Origin of the sequence: Danxiaibacter flavus (assembly GCF_041060425.1) — a bacterium.
In the GTDB taxonomy this organism is placed as follows: Bacteria; Bacteroidota; Bacteroidia; order Chitinophagales; family Chitinophagaceae; genus Danxiaibacter; species Danxiaibacter flavus.
This window is the reverse complement of record NZ_JAULBC010000002.1, coordinates 809,126-824,791: the sequence shown is the minus strand read 5'-3', so window position 1 is coordinate 824,791 and position 15,666 is coordinate 809,126. Positions and strand designations below refer to the sequence as shown.

At 41.8% G+C, this 15,666-nt stretch carries 10 protein-coding genes; 8 read left to right on the top strand and 2 right to left on the bottom strand.

All coding sequences use genetic code 11. The features are described 5' to 3' along the window. The first annotated feature begins 397 nt into the window (after window positions 1-397). Window positions 398-1,204: a DUF6515 family protein gene (locus tag QTN47_RS08985; RefSeq protein ID WP_369329019.1), complete on the top strand. Its 807-nt coding sequence runs from the start codon at window positions 398-400 to the stop codon at window positions 1,202-1,204. A gap of 157 nt (window positions 1,205-1,361) precedes the next feature. Further along, window positions 1,362-3,023 (top strand): glutamine--tRNA ligase/YqeY domain fusion protein, encoded by a 1,662-nt coding sequence (locus QTN47_RS08980; protein WP_369329018.1) that lies wholly within the window; start codon window positions 1,362-1,364, stop codon window positions 3,021-3,023. Between the two features lie 279 nt (window positions 3,024-3,302). Here the strand turns inward: QTN47_RS08980 and pyrF are convergent, their stop codons facing one another. After that, window positions 3,303-4,115: an orotidine-5'-phosphate decarboxylase gene (pyrF, locus tag QTN47_RS08975; protein WP_369329017.1), complete on the bottom strand. Its 813-nt coding sequence runs from the start codon at window positions 4,113-4,115 to the stop codon at window positions 3,303-3,305. 119 nt (window positions 4,116-4,234) lie between these two features. Further along, window positions 4,235-4,873 carry an FMN-binding negative transcriptional regulator gene (locus tag QTN47_RS08970; protein ID WP_369329016.1) on the bottom strand — a complete coding sequence of 213 codons (639 nt, stop codon included), beginning with the start codon at window positions 4,871-4,873 and terminating at the stop codon, window positions 4,235-4,237. 212 nt (window positions 4,874-5,085) lie between these two features. Between QTN47_RS08970 and QTN47_RS08965 the strand changes: the two genes are divergently transcribed. The 6 genes from QTN47_RS08965 (at window position 5,086) to QTN47_RS08940 (ending at window position 15,310) form a co-directional block, all read left to right on the top strand. Then, the gene (locus QTN47_RS08965) at window positions 5,086-5,667 is read left to right on the top strand and encodes an RNA polymerase sigma factor (protein WP_369329015.1); all 582 of its coding nucleotides are present in this window, start codon (window positions 5,086-5,088) and stop codon (window positions 5,665-5,667) included. A 249-nt stretch (window positions 5,668-5,916) separates the two neighbouring features. Further along, complete coding sequence (locus QTN47_RS08960; protein WP_369329014.1) at window positions 5,917-6,945, top strand: FecR family protein; 1,029 nt, start codon at window positions 5,917-5,919, stop codon at window positions 6,943-6,945. 98 nt (window positions 6,946-7,043) lie between these two features. Further along, complete coding sequence (locus QTN47_RS08955; protein WP_369329013.1) at window positions 7,044-10,604, top strand: SusC/RagA family TonB-linked outer membrane protein; 3,561 nt, start codon at window positions 7,044-7,046, stop codon at window positions 10,602-10,604. Between the two features lie 37 nt (window positions 10,605-10,641). Further along, a complete protein-coding gene (locus QTN47_RS08950) occupies window positions 10,642-12,561 on the top strand; it encodes a RagB/SusD family nutrient uptake outer membrane protein (protein WP_369329012.1) in 1,920 nt (639 codons plus the stop codon). Between the two features lie 21 nt (window positions 12,562-12,582). Beyond that, complete coding sequence (locus QTN47_RS08945) at window positions 12,583-13,332, top strand: DUF3823 domain-containing protein (RefSeq protein ID WP_369329011.1); 750 nt, start codon at window positions 12,583-12,585, stop codon at window positions 13,330-13,332. Between the two features lie 142 nt (window positions 13,333-13,474). Then, window positions 13,475-15,310 (top strand): glycoside hydrolase family 2 protein, encoded by a 1,836-nt coding sequence (locus tag QTN47_RS08940; protein WP_369329010.1) that lies wholly within the window; start codon window positions 13,475-13,477, stop codon window positions 15,308-15,310. The last annotated feature ends 356 nt before the right edge of the window (window positions 15,311-15,666 follow it).

The window sequence follows — 15,666 nt, the reverse complement described above, 5'->3', positions numbered from 1 at the left end:
ACAAAAAAATGCGATTGAACATAGCTGAAAGCTAAAAGCTGATTGCTGAAAGCTAAAAAAAATGGGCTCCTAATTGGGAAACATAAGGAGCCCTGCACTGGGGATGCAAATCCCTTGGCTGCAAAAAGTACAAGTTTATCAATGACAAAACATCATTGAAAATATTTTTATAGTCAGTTGGTGGATGGTTTTAGAGAATGATCTTTTTGGGGTAATTGGAGCAACAAATTTACACCCTATGTTGCAAAAAAAGACTAAAAGAAATGATAAGGAATTATCAAAGAATTTGATCGTTAAACATGGCTCATTTACTGATTTTAAGAATTTTTTAATAAGCTTGCATTGCACATTTACGTTCTTGAAACGTCAAATCGGTTAATCAATTAAAGCATTACTTATGCGATACATATTATTGATTTTAGGCCTATTATTCATTAGCGAAGTTTCAATGGCGCAACGACACGTGTACGTGGGACCCAGATACTATTATTCGCCGAGAGTTTATGTGGCACCGGCACCACGCGTTTATGTTGCCCCTGTTCCGAGAGTGTATTACCCTCCGGCAAGAGTTACAGTAATAGCTGGTCCGCATATGGTTGTTCCCTACGCGGGTATTTCATATACGTTCGGTGGCGGTTACTGGTACAGGCCTTACGGCGGTTATTTTAATATGGTTTTCCCGCCGGTTGGTATCAGCATTGGATATCTTCCTTATGGCTACTCAACATTTTATATGGGGCCATCCATGTTCTTTTACCTGAATGGCATTTATTACATGCAGAATGCCGACCGTTCATACAGAGTTGTTGATCCCCCGATGGGAGCTGTAGTTAATTCATTGCCACATCAGGCGCGAAAAGTGGTTGTAAATGGCGAAACCTTTTACGAGCTGAATGGAACTTATTATCGCAGGGATGTAAATGAAAAGGGCAAAACCGTTTATACAGTTGTCGGAAAGAATGGGAAGATCAACAATACACCAGCACCATCCCAACCCCAGGAAAAGCAGCAGACGGCACCAAACATTGGTGACGTTTACGATAAATTGCCCGACGGCAGCAAATCTGTAACCGTAAACGGAGAGGCTTATTTTGTAGCGCCGGATAACACCTACTATAAAGAGATCAATGATGAACAGGGTAAAGGTTACCAGGTGGTAGAAAAACCGGTAGAAGCGGACCCCTCTCTTCAAAGAGAATTATAAAAAACAGCCGTTGGGAAATATCGTATTGCCGGTATTTTATCGACGGCTTTTTTGTGCGATCACGCAGCGTTGCTGCCTGCGCTGCTGACTTTAGGGTAAATAAACCAATGCGCTACGGATTGATTCCTTATTTTTGTCGTCCTTCAAAAAGCAAAGCATGAGCGAAGAAAAGAGTTTGAATTTTTTAGAAGAAATCATTGAAGAAGATTTAAAGAGCGGTAAATACAAAGATATAGTTACCCGTTTTCCTCCTGAACCAAATGGATATTTACATATAGGCCATGCAACCAGCATTTGTCTGAACTTTGGACTAACACAAAAATACGGCGGCTATACCAACCTGCGTTTTGATGATACAAACCCTGTTACAGAAGACACCGAATACGTGGAAAGCATTAAAGACGATGTACGCTGGCTTGGTTTTGAATGGAAAAATGAACTGTACGCATCTGATTACTTTGCAACCTTATATGAATACGCCGTTAAACTGATTTCGAAGGGATTGGCCTATGTTGACGATTCAACATCTGAAGAGATGGCGCAAATGAAAGGAACGCCAACAGAACCGGGTAAAAACAGTCCTTTCCGTGATCGCGGCACTGAAGAGAACCTGGATTTATTTGCCCGAATGAAGAACGGTGAATTTCCGGACGGCAGCCGCACGTTAAGGGCGAAGATAGATATGGCACACGCCAACATGCTGATGCGCGATCCTGTTTTATACCGAATTAAACATGCCCATCATCACAGAACCGGAGATGCATGGTGCATCTACCCGATGTATGATTTTGCGCACGGACAAAGCGATTCTATTGAAAAAGTAACGCATTCCATTTGCACGCTGGAGTTTGTTCCGCACCGCGAACTATACGATTGGTTAATTGAAAAACTGGAAATATATCCGTCTCATCAATATGAATTTGCACGCAGAAACCTCAATTATACTGTAACCAGTAAGCGAAAATTGTTACAGCTTGTAAATGAAAAATATGTTACGGGATGGGATGACCCGCGTATGCCAACCATTGCTGGCTTGCGGAGAAGAGGCTTTACTTCTGAGAGTGTACGTGATTTTTGCGACAGGATAGGCATAGCAAAAAGAGAGAATTCAGCTGATCTTGGTTTGCTTGAATTTTGTGTGAGAGAACATTTGAACAAGATTGCACAAAGAAGAATGGTTGTGTTTGATCCTGTGAAGGTGGTTTTAACCAACTATGAGGAAGGCCTGGTGGAAATGATGCAAAGCGAGAACAATCCGGAAGATCCTGAGACAACACACCGCGAAATTCCTTTTAGCCGCGAGTTGTATATCGAGAGAGAGGATTTCATGGAAAATCCTCCCAAGAAATATTTCCGTCTTGCACCCGGACAAATGGTCCGCCTGAAAAGTGCTTATATCATTAAATGTGATGAAGTGATCAAGGATGAGCATGGTTACGTTACTGAAATACACTGTACCTATTTGCCGGAAAGCAAAAGCGGTCATGATCAGTCTACAATAAAAGTTAAAGGAACATTGCACTGGGTAAGTGTTCAGCATGCAATAACAGTAGAAGTAAGACAGTACGACAGGTTGTTCCAAATAGAAGATCCGGCTTCAGAAGATGGCGATTTCAGAGATTACATAAATCCGGAATCGTTGGTAACGGTAAATAATGCTTATGCAGAACCTTCGTTGAAGACCGCCAAATTTGATGAGCGCTATCAATTCCTGCGCAAAGGATATTTTACATTGGATAAAGACACCAGTGAGGAAAAAATGGTATTCAACAGAACCGTTACGCTGAAAGATGCGTGGGCAAAGGAGATGAAGAAGTAGGTTTTGAAGTTGTACGTTATAAGTTTTACGTAATACGTTTATCGAAGCAAATAAAAAAGCCATTGCAGATTATTAGTCAGCAATGGCTTTTCCTATTTGTTTCAGTTTCACGCGACGTTCGCAAAGAGGCAACGACGCAACGATTATGGGTGTATTTGTGTTCTTCAGCGCGCTAGCGCTCTTAAAAAATCTTATGAATTATCTTTGTGCCCCTTTGTGTCTTTCTGCCTTCGTGGCCCAAATTCGCTGTGTTTCGTTCTTTCGTTGTGCCTCCGTGGTTTAAACGCCCAAATAGCTTCTCATTTCCTCCGCATACTCCTTAGCAACAACACCTGCCTTCTCAGCAAAATCCTCTCCCGGCGAAGCAAAGATGATCGCGCGGCTCGCATTTACCAGCAATCCGGCATTTTTATTCAATCCATATTTGCTTACTTCTTCAAGGCTGCCGCCTTGCGCGCCAACACCTGGCACCAGCAAAAAATTATCCGGGATAATGTTCCTTATAGTTGCGAGCTGAGAAGCTTGTGTGGCGCCGGCTACAAACATCAGGTTACCCGGTGTACCCCAGGAAGCAACTTTGGTCAGCACTTCTTCAAAAAGGTAAGTTGATGACTGTTCCAGTTTCAAATATTGAAAATCGTTGCTGCCTTTGTTAGAGGTAAGTCCGAGCACAATGGTCACTTTGTTTTCGTATTCCAGGAAAGGGCGAACACTGTCCTCACCCATATAAGGAGCCACCGTAACAGAATCAAAAGGCAGCACTTCGAAAAAGGTTTTGGCATATTGGGACGAAGTATTGCCTATATCCCCACGCTTTGCATCAGCAATGGTAAAATGTGTAGAAGGAATATAATGGAGCGTTTTTTCCATTGCTTCCCAACCTTTTAAGCCTTGTGATTCATAGAAGGCAGTATTTAGCTTGTAAGAAACACAATGGTCCTTTGTGGCGTCAATAATCGCTTTATTAAATTCAAAAACCGCATCGGGGCGAGCGGCTAAATGAGCAGGAAGCTTGGTAATGTCCGTGTCCAGTCCCACGCAGAGGTAGTTTTTCTTCTGCCGGATCTGTTCAATGAGTTGTTGAATGTTCATGGATGCAAAGAAAATCAAAATTCAAAAGTAAAAGTAAAAATTCCCCGCCTGACCGTCGGGCAGGAAAAGTCAAAAAAAGTCGCCCTGAATTGAAACAGGTTAATTTCTCCGGAGCCTTTTTACTTTTGACCTTTTACTTTTGACTTCTCCTTCGTCATTGCGTCTGCGACAGCCCTGGCTTCTGCATTTTCCGAAGAAGAGAGATGATCTACGATACTATTAAATGACTTTTCATCCCTGTTCTGGCTCAATTTAAAAACATGCCGGATGTCAGTTACTTCTATTTCCAGGGCGATAATGGCACTCATCATATCCTGCATGTAATCTTCCGTCATGTGTTTTACCAATGCGGGGGAGTGGGGATTGTTTTCGAATTTATCTGTAAGCCTTGTCAGAATTTGCCTCAGCTCATCTTTTTCGAGAAAACGCAAAGTGCCATGTGCATGAACAACCTGGTAGTTCCAGGTACTTCCTACATTTTTTGTTTCATACCAGGAGGCACTTACATAAGTGTGCGGGCCGGTAAAAATTGCCAATACACTTTTATTGGTATCAAAAGCAATTGTATGATCCTGTTTGCGCATCACATGGGCATTCAAAAATATCTTTTCATCACGTTCGCTTATTAATACAGGTATATGGGTTGCTACAGGTTTATTGTTGGCATCAACACCGCAAAGCGTTATAAATGGATGTTCGCGCATAAACGCAATCACATCTTGCTTGTCAGCGGCTTTATAGTAAGGCAAATTATACATATCCCGAAGATACCAAGTTGCCTGATAGCATTGAGTTCTAAAAAATAATTTTGTGTGAAGCGAATAAATAAATAATATTGTGCAAACGATTGCGTGTTTTTATACCAAAATTGACCGAATTGCTTGTTAGGATAAGATGTTAATTATAGGTAATAAATGTGACCCTTGACAGGAATTATGAGCAATCCGTGGCGGTGTAAACGTTTACATTTATGAACGAGGAATACAATTTACTGAAGCTTGTTGCCGAAGGCGATGAAACCGCTTTCAAACGCATTTTTGAGATGCACAGAGAGAAACTCTACAATTACCTTTTTCGAATTACCAAATCAAGAGAAATTTCCGAAGAGATTGTTATTGACGTTTTTGTGAAACTTTGGATGGGAAGAGAGCTGATCCAGGATATCCATAACCTCGACGCGTTCCTTCGTAAAGTTGCGCATAACAAAGCACTGGATTATTTCCGCATTGCGTCGCGCAACAACGCTTTGCAGAAAATGATCAGGCAGGAGATTGAAATGGCGCAGGAAAGTGCTGCAGATCATCAGGTGCTATCCAAAGAGTCTGATGAAATATTTCATAATGCTATAAAGAAACTGTCTCCTCAACGACGCATTGTTTTTACCCTGAGCAGGGTAGAAGGCTTAACACATGAAGAGATAGCACAGAAACTTAATCTTTCACGCAACACCGTGCGTAATACAATATCTGATACCTTAAGGCATATGAAAGATGTCATCATGCATCATGAGACAAGTACCTTACTAATCCCCTTATTTTTGTTTTTGAACTAAATCGAATTAGCTTTTTAATTGATAATTGAAAGTGGAAAATTGAAAATGAAGCATAGAGCCCCTGACTGCAGCAAATAATTTTCTGTAGAAGCGTAGCTCACTTGTTAATAATTCGGCTTTTGCAAATAAGCAGAATTTTCCACTTTCAACTTTCAATTATCCCTTCCGACGAGCTGTCTGAAAAAAAATTATCTCTTCCATTAGTACTCCCAGCTTCCTTCCGTCGTCTCTATTGCGTAAAGCTGCCATATGTCGTCGAATCCGTTAAGATTAAAATACCTTCTTCAAAAATACCTGAACAATACCTGCACGCCTGATGAGTTGACGGAGTTCTGGCAGTTGATGAATGAACTTTCTGAGAATGATCTTATTTCTGTTGATCTTCAAAACCTGTGGGATGATAAAGATGAAAACTACAATGCCGCAAAAGATGTAGAGTGGGATAAGTTATATGATCGCCTGCAGGAAAAAAAAATGGACCTGAGTGATTTCACTTATACGCCTTCTATTTCAAAAAAAACATTGATCAAACGATGGGCAGTAGCCGCCTCAATATTAGTATGCGTTGCTGCAACCCTGTTTTTATATAGAAACTCTTTCAACCAAAAGCCAACACTGGCAAGTGTCAGGCAGCAAGACTCGTCTCTGCGTCATCGCATAATGACACTGCCGGACGGGTCAACCGTTACGCTTCATGCGGGCAGCAAACTTGAATTTTCCGAGAACCTGGCAAAAGGTACGCGCGACGTCTTTTTAAAAGGTGAAGCCTATTTTGATGTAAGGCATATTGAGGGAAAACCTTTCATTGTTCATACAGGAGACATAAGTACAAAAGTGCTCGGTACAGCGTTTAATGTAAAAGCATACCCTGATCAGCCAAGGGTTTTTGTAACTGTTGCAAGGGGAAAGGTGCAGGTGGGTAATGACAAAAGCAAACAGCCGTTGGGCGTGCTTTTGCCGGGCGATCAACTGTCAGTGGATAAAAACACCATGACTACAACCGCTTCTAAAGCGGATATAAAAAAGGTGGTTGAATGGAAAACCGAAGCTTTGATTTTTGACGATATAACTTTTGGAGAAGCCGCTCAGATTATGAGCAATTACTATGGAAAAGACTTGCAGCTAAAAAATGAAAAACTTGCTAAGTGCAAATTTACCGGTGACTTCAGTAGTAAATCAATTGAAGAATCGCTGGATATCATTTGCACGTTAACATCTTGCTCATGGAAAATGTCTGAAGATTCTACGATTGTAATAGACGGTAAGGGTTGTGAATAAGGCATTGTAATTACAAAGGGCTAAAAGAAGGCTACTTTAAGTCGCATTTAAAGTAGCCGGTTTTAAATATTCAATTAACATTCAAAACAATTAAAGGTATGAAATTTCTTACCCAATGGAAAGATTTTTGTACGCTTGCCAAAGCGATTGCACCACGAAAATGGCCGGGCTTTACAAGACTGACATGCATGGTCGTTTCCATTTTTTTACTTAGTTCCCAAACTCTTCTGGCTGAAGCTGGTAACGCTCAAAAGCTGGAAACAACAAAAGTTACCATTGGTCTTGAAGGAGAATCTCTTAAGGCTGGGTTGAAACAAATTGAGGCACAAACCTCATTCAGGTTTGCATTTGTTGAGTCTCAAATTTCAGGTTACGACAGGATCATTCTTCCCAAAGCAAAGCGCTCAGTATTGAATACGCTCGAGCTATTATTGAACAATACCCATTTAAAGTATATCGTAAAAGATAATACCATTGTTCTACTGGAAGAAAAAATTAATACAACGGCAGTCAGCCAGGAAATGACGGCAGCCGATTTTATTGAATTTTACCACGCTGCTTACAAAAAGCCAACAACAATCACCGGAACCGTTACAGATGAATCCGGCAAGCCATTGAGCAATGTAAGCGTGCAGGAAAAAAATACAAATAACGGAACTGTAACAGATGAGCAGGGTGAATACACCATTCATGTTGCAGATAATAAAAGCATTCTTGTTTTTTCGCATGTAGCCTATACGCTGGAAGAACAGCCGGTAAATGACAAGACTACAATAAATGTTCGCCTGAAAACCGCTGCTTCTACATTACAGGATGTAGTTGTGGTTGGTTATGGTACAAAAAAGAAAGAAGCTATAACCGGTGCGATTTCTACTGTTACAAGTAAAGACATAGAAAACGCGCATGGCGGATCTACAGTAAGTACAGCACTTGCCGGTAAAATACCTGGTGTAAGCTTCAGGCAGGTAGATGGTCGCCCCGGAAGTGGCGCAAGTGTTCAAATCCGTAACTATGGAACGCCTTTGTACGTTATTGATGGTATACAACAGGATGAAGGTCAGTTCAACAATATCGCTCCTACAGATATAGAATCTATTACCGTGCTGAAAGACGCATCAGCAGCCATTTACGGTGTAAGGGCCGCAAATGGAGTTGTGGTGGTAACTACCAAGCGTGGTAAATTGGGTACGCGCAATTCGGTGAACTTAGATGCTTATACAGGCTGGCAAAACTGGACAAGATTTCCTAAAGGTACCAATGCCTATGAGTGGCAATTAGGTAAAGTTGAAGCTGATGTAAATGAAGGAAGAACGCCCATGGCCAAAGAAGAGTTGGAGAAATGGAAAGCCGGGACTGAAGACGGTTATAAAAGCTTCGACTGGTATGATTTCATTGTAAAGAAGAATGCGCCACTGACTAACCTTGGTTTGAGTTTTACCGGCGGATCGGACAAGATCAACTATTACACATCTATCACGCATCTTAAACAATATTCAGTTCTTGGCAGGGAGTTTACTTTTGAACGTACTAACATTCAAAGCAACATTGATGCGAGAATTACAAACAGCTTTAAGATCGGCGCACAGATTAACGGTCGCGTTGAAACCCGCGATCAGCCTGGTGTTCCCGGTGGTGATGACTACTGGGAAGCCCGTTTTGCTATCTTAAAGCTTAGGCCTACCGAGCGTCCATACGCAAACGACAATCCTGATTATATCGCAGACCTTGGAAACCATGCCAATGAAAACTGGGCATATCAAAAGAAATCTGTTTCCGGTTACTGGCGCGAAGACTGGCGCGTGTTACAGGGCAATTTAACCGCCGAATGGAAAACTCCGATAAAAGGATTATCTGTTAATGGTTTATTCTCTTATTTCTACGCGGATAAAGTAATGAATGGTCACGAGTATACGCTCGATTTCTATACGTATGATAAATCTAACGATCAGTACATCCGCACAGGCGGAAGCACTAACCCCTGGAGAGAAAGAGGTACACATAAAAACTTATCTCCAACAATACAGTTGCAGGCAAGCTATAACAGAACCTTCGGTAAGCACAGTATTGCTGCAACATTCGTTAATGAAAGAATAAAGAGGAGAGAACTTGACACGTGGGTACACGCCGTTCCTACAACCAATGTATTACCGCTTATTTATTTTAACACAATGGACACTTACAATGATGCTGATGACTGGTCTGCACGTATAGGTTACATTGGACGTGTGAGCTATAATTATGCCAATAAATACTATGTCGAGTTAGCTGCACGTCGTGATGGTTCATGGAAATTTTCTCCTGACCACCGATGGGGCAACTTCCCGTCTGTTTCTGCAGGATGGAGATTGACACAGGAAGACTTCTTTATGAAATGGGCAAACACCATTTCACTGAATGAATTGAAACTTCGTGGATCATGGGGACGTCTGGGTGATGATGACAATGGCGTTGGTCCTTATGACTGGAGATATGGTTATAACTACAATGTATCCACAAACATCCTGGATAGCTACAATCCTTCAACCGGTGGACTGATCCGTAACAACAACACAATTATTGGAAGCAGGGACAAAGGTGTGCCTATCACGAATATCTCATGGTACATTAGTGAAATCAGCAACGTTGGTCTTGATTACGCATTCCTGAATAACAAGGTCACCGGTAGTCTGGAGTTTTTCAAAAGAAAACGTACAGGTCTTCGCGGTCGCAAGTATGACGTATTAATGCCAAGCGAACTTGGATATTCACTGCCTGATGAGAACATCAACAGTGACGCTAATGTGGGTGGTGAATTCGCTATCAACTACAATGGCTCAGTCGGAAGAGACTTTGTGTTTAGAGTTGGTGGTAACGTATCCATCTCCAGGAGAAAAATTGAATACCAATACAAACCAGTGTTTGATAATTCACTGGATCATTACCGCAATGGAAGTGCGTACAGATGGGATAATCTTTTCTGGGGATATACTGCAATCGGTCAGTTCAAAAGCCAGGATGAGATCAGCCAATATGCTGTTGACATCGATGGAAAAGGCAACACTACTTTATTACCTGGTGACCTTAAATACAAAGATGAAAATGGTGATGGTGTGATCAATGATTATGATATGCGTCCGATAGGTTGGGGAACCGGAAAAAATCCGATTCTGTACTATGGGTTTAATCTTGGTGCAGCGTATAAAGGATTTGACTTTACAGCGCAGTTCTCAGGCGGCGGAATGTCTTCTTACAATGTTAACTGGGAAATAAGAGCGCCATTCCAGAACGAAGGTGCATTGAATAAAGAAATATTTGATGGCCGTTCTTACAGAGTAGATCCTTACGATCCAAAGAGTGCCTGGGTGATCGGGAAATATCCGGCAATGAGGTATAACCCTTCAAGCTCAAGGCAACATAGCGATTACAACATTAACTCAACCTTCTGGCTGAAGAATGTTCATTACCTGAGATTGAGAACAATTGAAATCGGCTATAATCTTCCGGCAAACCTTATCAACAAGGTAAAACTGCAAAAAGCCCGTTTTTATGCCAATGCTTACAACCTGTTGTCACTGGATAATTTGAGGAAGTATGGCGTTGATGCGGAGGTAAATGCAGACAATGGTTTAGACTATCCTCAGAGCAGTTACTTTAACATAGGTGTAAACCTTACTTTCTAACGAAAATGTGTGTTTGTTAATTCAAATAACAAGTAAAATGAAAAAATATATAGTAATAGCATTCCTTTCCGTGGCAGCCATCGGTTGCGTAAAGGATAAGGATTTTCTGGATGTTAAACCCAATGCTGTTCTTAGTGACGAGCAGATTTGGGAACACTCGGATATGGTTCTCTCGTTGTTATCAGATCTTTATGGCCGTTTGCCGGACCAGTGGAGCACCAATAGCACAATTGAATATTGCAATTTTGATGAAGCATATCCTTCTACCTGGAATGACGGATGGCGCACTGATCAGTATGACTATCCTTTTGACTGGTTCCGTATGTGGGATTATGGATTTATCCGCGAGATAAATCTCTTCATTCAAAAATGTCAGAAAGCGGATAAGCTGTCCGCAGATGATCGTAAAGCATATCTCGCAGAAGGACGTTTTCTGCGCGCCTTTGAATACTTCGAGCATGTTAAACGCATGGGCGGTGTTCCTTTAATTTTAGAACCGCTTACGTACGATTTCAGTGGAGATCCCACATATCTGCAGTATCCAAGAGCAACTGAAAAACAGATGTATGATTTCGTGATCTCAGAAATGGATACGATTAAAACAATGCTGCCCGATGATCCAGGAGTAAAATCACGCGCCACTAAATGGCTCGCACTGGCTATGAAGTCAAGAGCTGCTTTGTACGCCGCATCCATTGCCAAATATGGTTCCTCTGTTACTCCCACAGAAAAAACAGCTGGCGGAGAAGTTGGCATTAGCGCATCTGAAGCGCTGGCTTATTACAAAATTGCCTTAGATGCAGCAAAAGAGATTATTAATGGGGGCAGATACAGCCTGTATTCAAAATCATCCAATCTATCGGACAACTTTGCAAACATTTTCCTGGATAAAAGCAACAACTCAGAAGTGATCTTTGCGAAAGATTACAAACTGAAATTCAGTACAGTTGGTTTTACCATCGAGAACCAGCCTTTCTCAGGTTCAGAAGACGGAAGCAATGGCGGTCAGCTAAATCCGTCACTGAATCTCGCACTGCAATTCGAAAAACTGGATAACACATTTGAAGCATTTGCCGCAAAAGACAAGAATGGTAAGTATATCTACTATGATAAAGTGGGTGATATTTTTAACGGACGTGATGCAAGACTTGCCGGAACTTTCCTGTTACCAGGTAGCAGCTTCAAGGGAAGACCTGTTGAAATATGGGGCGGTTTGCTGGTAGATACCGGAAGCGGTCCAAAACTGATCCAGGGATACAGGGATGCAAGGTCTGTAACACTACGCGGACAATCAGTACAGGTATGTGGTAAAGATGGTCCCGTATATGAAGAAGCAGCAACTGCACAGACTGGTTTCCTGGTGAGAAAGTATCTTGATCCAACTGTGGGTTCTGGTCAGTTAGGTACCCGCAGTGAAGTGTGGTGGGTACGTTACCGTTATGCAGAAGTTCTGTTAACCGCTGCAGAGGCTTCATTTGAACTGGGTGATAACGCAACTGCTGCTATCTACCTTAACCAGGTTAGAGGCCGCGCCGGCCTTACTACTCCTTTAACTGCTTCAGATGTAACGTTTGACCGCATCGTTCACGAACGTAAAGTTGAATTTGCATTTGAAGGTCATGAAGTGTATGACTATAAAAGATGGAGACTGGCGCATCGCATTTTCAATGGAAGAAATACTTACAACGATTACAAATCTTATCCGCAAGGCGATGGATCAAATCCTTTAGACAATTTGGGTAAGGTAGCATCTACGCCTAATACAATGATCTTTGGTTTTTGTCCTTACAAGGTGTACAGCCCCGGCACTCCAAACGATGGTAAGTGGGCATTTGATGTGCTGAAATTGTCAAAAGTTAAACAGGGGCATAATTTCAGAATAGGCAACTATTACTCCAGCGTGGCTGATGATGTAATGAGTAACAATCCTAAAATCGTAAGAAACCCTAATCAGTAATCAGAATCTAAAAAACAAATTATGAAAATCGCATTCATACCTGTAGCGCTTGCATTGTTGGGTTCCGGTATTGTTTCCTGCAAAAAAGATAATTACGCTGCGCCGGCAACAATGCTCACAGGGAAAATTGTATATAAAGGAGAAGCGCTGAATTTTCAACGCACACTGGACAGAACAAACTACAGGGTTCGCTTCGAACTGCGCGAAAGCGGATGGGGCAAAACAGGTCCCATTACTGTACCGGTCAGCCAGGAGGGAACTTTTTCTGCTAAATTGTTTAACGGGGAATACAAACTTGTGTTCCCTGCAGATAACATTCCTTTCATCATGAATGAATCCGTTGCATTGTCACGTGATACTATAGCGTTATCGCTGCATGGCAATAAGGACATGGATATTGAAGTGATTCCATATTACATGATCAGAGATGCGGCGTTTGGTATGTCCAAGGTCGATAGCGTAGTTTCGGGAAGTTTCAAGTTGGAGCAGATCATTACCGGCGCCAATGCAAAAAATGCCGAAAGAGTATTTCTGTACATTAGCAGAACACCGTTTGTAGATGATGCAGATAAGGTAGCCGTTACTGAACTGGATGCATCATCCATAACGGATTTTAACAACATCAATCTTTCAGTAAAAGTACCAGCATCGCTTAACAATAACTACGGTACTCAGATGGCTGATCAAAAAGCGGTTTATGCCAGGATTGGTCTGAAAATAGCGGATAAGGATCATTTGCTTTTCTCGCAGATAGCCAAGCTGGATTTGTAGACGAAAGGCTCTAAGTAAGACAAAGGTCATAGGATGCCACAGTTACACCATGACCTTTGTTTTTTTCATGATTAACTGTTACAATCGTTAAGTTTGTATGCCTCACCCTTAATTTAAGTCTGTAATAGATAACAATGCAAATATGAAAAAACGTCTTTTCTTCACATGTGTCAGCGCATTTCTCTTACTTAAAAGCGAAGCACAATGGGCCATTGCGCCAGGTAAAATCACAACGGAATGGTCGGCCAGTGTAACAGCAGATAAGCCATTGCCTGAGTACCCTCGTCCGCAGATGACAAGAACAGAGTGGGTAAACCTTAATGGTTTGTGGCAATATGCTATTCAGCCAAAAGCACAACAGGAGAATATGCCTGCGAAGTTTGATGGTAACATTCTCGTGCCATATGCGGTAGAATCTGCTTTGTCAGGCGTTGCAAAAACAGTGGGGAAAGATAGTGTGCTTTGGTACAAAAGAACTCTGACTATTTCACCTGTAAAGAATAAAAAAGTATTGCTGCATTTTGGAGCGGTAGATTGGTTATGCGACGTGTTTGTGAACGGCCAGCCTGCAGGCAGTCACAAAGGCGGATATGATCCTTTTACGCTTGATATTACATCGTTAATTAAAAAAGGGTCACAACAAGAAGTAAGTGTGCGTGTTTGGGATCCTTCGGATGATGGTCCTCAGCCTCGCGGTAAACAGGTAAAGAAGCCGGAAGGGATCTGGTACACACCGGTAACCGGCATCTGGCAAACTGTTTGGATGGAAACAGTTCCTTCAACTTACATTTCATCAACTGTACAAACACCCGACATAGATAAAAAGACAGTAAATATTGTAGCCAATACAGAGAACCTTCAGCAAGGCGATCTTATAAAAGTTACGGCGTTTGACGGTGCACAAAAACTGGTTGAAAAAAGCAGCAACAGCAACGATATAGAACTGGAGATTTCCAGTCCTAAACTTTGGTCACCTGCACAGCCGTTCTTATATGATCTGTCTGTTCAAATTGTCCGCAACGGGAAAGTGGTGGATGAAGTAAAAAGCTATTTCGCGATGCGCAAATCAAGCATTGGCGTTGATAAAAATGGTATTCAAAGAATGCTGCTGAACAATGAATTTGTTTTTCAATATGGCCCGCTGGATCAGGGTTGGTGGCCTGATGGCTTGTACACTGCCCCAACAGATGAGGCCTTGAAATTTGATATTGTAAAGACAAAAGAAATGGGCTTTAACATGATCCGTAAACATGTTAAAGTGGAACCTGCACGTTGGTATTATTACTGCGATAAAGAAGGGATGCTTGTTTGGCAGGACATGCCAAGTGGTGACCTCGGCAATCGTTGGGAACCAAGACCTGCTATAGTAGGACGAGCGACTGATAAGGACCGCACTGCTGAATCAGAGAACATCTACCGCACTGAGTGGAACGCTATCATGGAGGCATTACACAACTTCCCCTCTATCATTGTATGGACACCTTTCAATGAAGCATGGGGACAATTTAAAACGGAAGATATTGTGAACTGGACCATGAAGAAAGATCCTTCAAGGGTTGTAAACACAGCAAGTGGAGGTAATTTTCATGACGTGGGACATATCATAGACCTGCACAACTATCCTGATCCCGCAATGCCGGATCCGGTATTATTTGGAAGCAAAAGAGCAATTGTATTAGGAGAGTTCGGCGGACTGGGTTTACCTGTTGAAGGCCACACATGGCAGCAAAAGGACAACTGGGGTTACCAGACTTTTAAAAACAGTGACGACTTGTTGAAAAGATATTCCGCTATGGTAGACAAATTTCCTGATCTGATCCGCAAAGGATTGTCTGCCGCTGTGTATACCCAAACAACAGATGTGGAAGTTGAAACAAACGGCCTGATGACTTATGACAGAAAAGTAACCAAAATGCCAGCTGCCAGCTTGAAGAGTTTGCATCAAAAATTGTATGATGCATCGTTGGTGAAAAAATAAAAGGAGATCGCTGATGTCTGATTTGCTGAAGTCTGATTTGATTAAGTGCAGCAGTTCAATTAATCGCTGATCTCTGATTTGAGGATGTCTGATTTGTTTAGGTGCAGCAGGTCAATTAACAGTGACAGTCTGAATGCAAAAATTAATGATTTTAGAAGAAGGTTCTTCGCAATTAATTAGCGTCTTAGTGCTGAAGAAATCAGAGATCATCAAATCAGACATCAGAAATTGTATGACGCATCGTTGGTGAAGAAATAAATTAATCGCTGATCTCTGATTTGAGGATGTCTGATTTGTTTAGGTGCAGCAGGTCAATTAACAGTGACAGTCTGAATGCAAAAATTAATGATTTTAGA